Below are 2,215 nucleotides of genomic sequence, written 5' to 3'. Positions count from 1 at the left end.
CCCGAACCGCACAGAAATTCTCGGCGATCAGGTGACCGTGGTGTAGCCGAACAAGGAACTCGGCACATGCCTACCCGTCAGGGGCTCCTGGTAGTACTCGCCGAAAGGCAACGGATATGCCCGTTGCGCCTGGTCGAAGGAGCCCCACCGAAGGTCCGGAGTAGTCCGAACAGGGATCGGCAGCGTTCTTGTCGGGAGATGAGGCATATCCGCCCGATTTTCGGCGAATGCTACGGCGACCCCATAACCCGGTAGCACCGAAACAACGACAGCCCTGGCGGGGTGTATCCGCCAGGGCTGTCGTTGTGTTCCATGACATACAAACCCGGTCTCCCGGGTTCCTGCGTCCCGACCTACTGTCCCATGCCGAACAGCGGAAGCTGGTGTGCGGAAAAGGTGGATCCGCCGATTTTGCGCAGGCATCGGGCACAGGTGACTTCCGCCCGGGTCGGTTCCAGCGCGGTGGGGGACCATCCGGCCACGCCAGTGTGGCACAACAACTCGGGAACTTCCTCGTCGCCGATCCATCGGCCGAGGCCGACCGCGTGCACAGTGCGCCCGGATCGGACGACCGCGTGCACACCTGGGTCGCCGAACACTGCCCGTGTGGAGGCGGCCAGGGGCGCGATGTCGGTCATACGACCAACCATAAAGACGCTCGCTGATATCGCACCCGGCACGTTGGAAAACGACCGAGTTTGGGCACTGGTCGGAAACGCCGCAGGTTCGGTCGTGGCGCCAGGCTGAGCCTGCGGTGTCATGGGCGGGTGACGGCTTGTGTGCTTGCCCAAACATGGGATGGATTCGCGCAGCTTCCGTGTTAACCTCGTATGCGAGCAAGGAGCCGGCCCTCTGAGGATATCTCGGACAGCCGGTCTGGCCCTCGGTGGAGCTACGGCAGCCGAGGGTTGCTCTTTATCTGGGGCCTTTCAGTGCAGAGGTTCGACGAAGTGGACCCGTTCTTTGACGATGTCGAACAGCTTGCGCGTCTGGTCGTGATGGGTGAGCGAGCGCCGGTAGGCCGAGGACACCAGGTCTGGCAACCACAGCAGCAGCTCAGCACCGGGTGAGGGGTCTGCAGCAGCCGCGTACCTCGGGGCACTAGCTTGTCGGCGAGCAGTTCCCGGTGGTTGCGTTCATCCTTGCCCCGCAGGGCGCGCTGGTTGCGTTCCTCGAGCACGAGTAGATCGACCGGCTCCCAGTATCCGTCGCGGCCGGCGGCCAGTCGCGCCGCGACGCCGCGGTAGCAGGCACGGCGCGCGGCTTCACCATCGAGGTCTGTGCTCTCGATCGGCACCTGCAAGGCGATGATGCTCGGTTCGGAGCCCTCACCCAGGAAGCTGAGCATGTCCTCGGTCTTGGCGCGGCCTTCATCCTCGAGCAGTGCCTGCGTGGTGTGCCACCAGTTACTTTCGGCTATCTGGCGCAGCCCGGTGCGCAGTTCATCCATCTGGTCGAACTCGACGACCACGGCGGTGAGGATGTAGAAGGTGTTCGAGGTCGTGATGTCGGTGTTGGCCACCTGATAGGACTCATCGAGGTAGGCGACCGGTCCTCTGGCATTCGCATACGCCTGAGCCACAACCCGCTTCTGTCCCCCCGTCACCGCCTGCACCGAGCAATCGTAGAAGCAGCCGCACCTACTCCGAAGTCATTGCAGCAAACACGTCTTCGAGCCCGAATCCAGCACGGAAACTGTTGTCTCCGGCACGATTTGATGCCATGGGATTGATTTCAGGGATTCGTGGGTGGCTCGATGGTCAACAAGCTCCGAAGCGCGAGCACGAGCGGCGGATGCACCTGGCTGGCGGGGGTGAGCAGTGTGCAGCTGATCTGCCACCGCGATACATGGCGCATCTTGGATGCGTTCTGGGAGGGGGCACCGTGCTGCCCAGAGTTGCGAGTTTCCTGAGCGAATTCACGGTCTACGACCGGACCGACGCGCTCACGGTCCTCTCGCGAATCCCCACGCTGGTGCTGTGCGGCTGCAGCGACCTGATGACGCCACCGTCGCACTCGGTCGCGATGGCCGCGGCCGTCGAGTACTCCGACCTCGTGATAGTCGAGGGCGCCGGGCACTCGGTGATTCTCGAGCAGCCCGACCAGGTCGCCGACGCCACCAACCGCCTCATGGCCCGAGCAGGCGATCCCGGCCAGGTCGCGGCCGCTCACCTCACCCTCGTCGCCCAACGTCAACAACCTGTTGGCCAGCAAC

The 2,215-nt window shown here is 63.9% G+C and carries 3 protein-coding genes; 1 reads left to right on the top strand and 2 read right to left on the bottom strand.

Features of this window, described 5'->3' with window-relative positions:
- Positions 1-353: 353 nt before the first annotated feature.
- On the bottom strand, positions 354-638 hold the full coding sequence (locus tag ON20_RS25985; protein ID WP_218002619.1) for a hypothetical protein: 285 nt from the start codon (positions 636-638) through the stop codon (positions 354-356).
- Between the two features lie 254 nt (positions 639-892).
- The gene (locus ON20_RS25980; RefSeq protein WP_245547496.1) at positions 893-1,615 is read right to left on the bottom strand and encodes a hypothetical protein; all 723 of its coding nucleotides are present in this window, start codon (positions 1,613-1,615) and stop codon (positions 893-895) included.
- Between the two features lie 107 nt (positions 1,616-1,722).
- Between ON20_RS25980 and ON20_RS25975 the strand changes: the two genes are divergently transcribed.
- Positions 1,723-2,215: alpha/beta fold hydrolase (locus ON20_RS25975; protein ID WP_157229006.1), on the top strand; the 493-nt coding region annotated here is incomplete at its 3' end.

Origin of the sequence: Nocardia brevicatena NBRC 12119 (assembly GCF_000308495.1) — a bacterium.
Classification (GTDB): Bacteria; Actinomycetota; Actinomycetes; order Mycobacteriales; family Mycobacteriaceae; genus Nocardia; species Nocardia brevicatena.
This window is presented reverse-complemented; position numbering and strand designations above follow the sequence as displayed.

What these genes read in the sequence shown, in the direction of transcription:
- ON20_RS25985 (WP_218002619.1), bottom strand. Translation starts at nt 638, where the DNA reads ATGACCGACATCGCGCCCCTGGCCGCCTCCACACGGGCAGTGTTCGGC.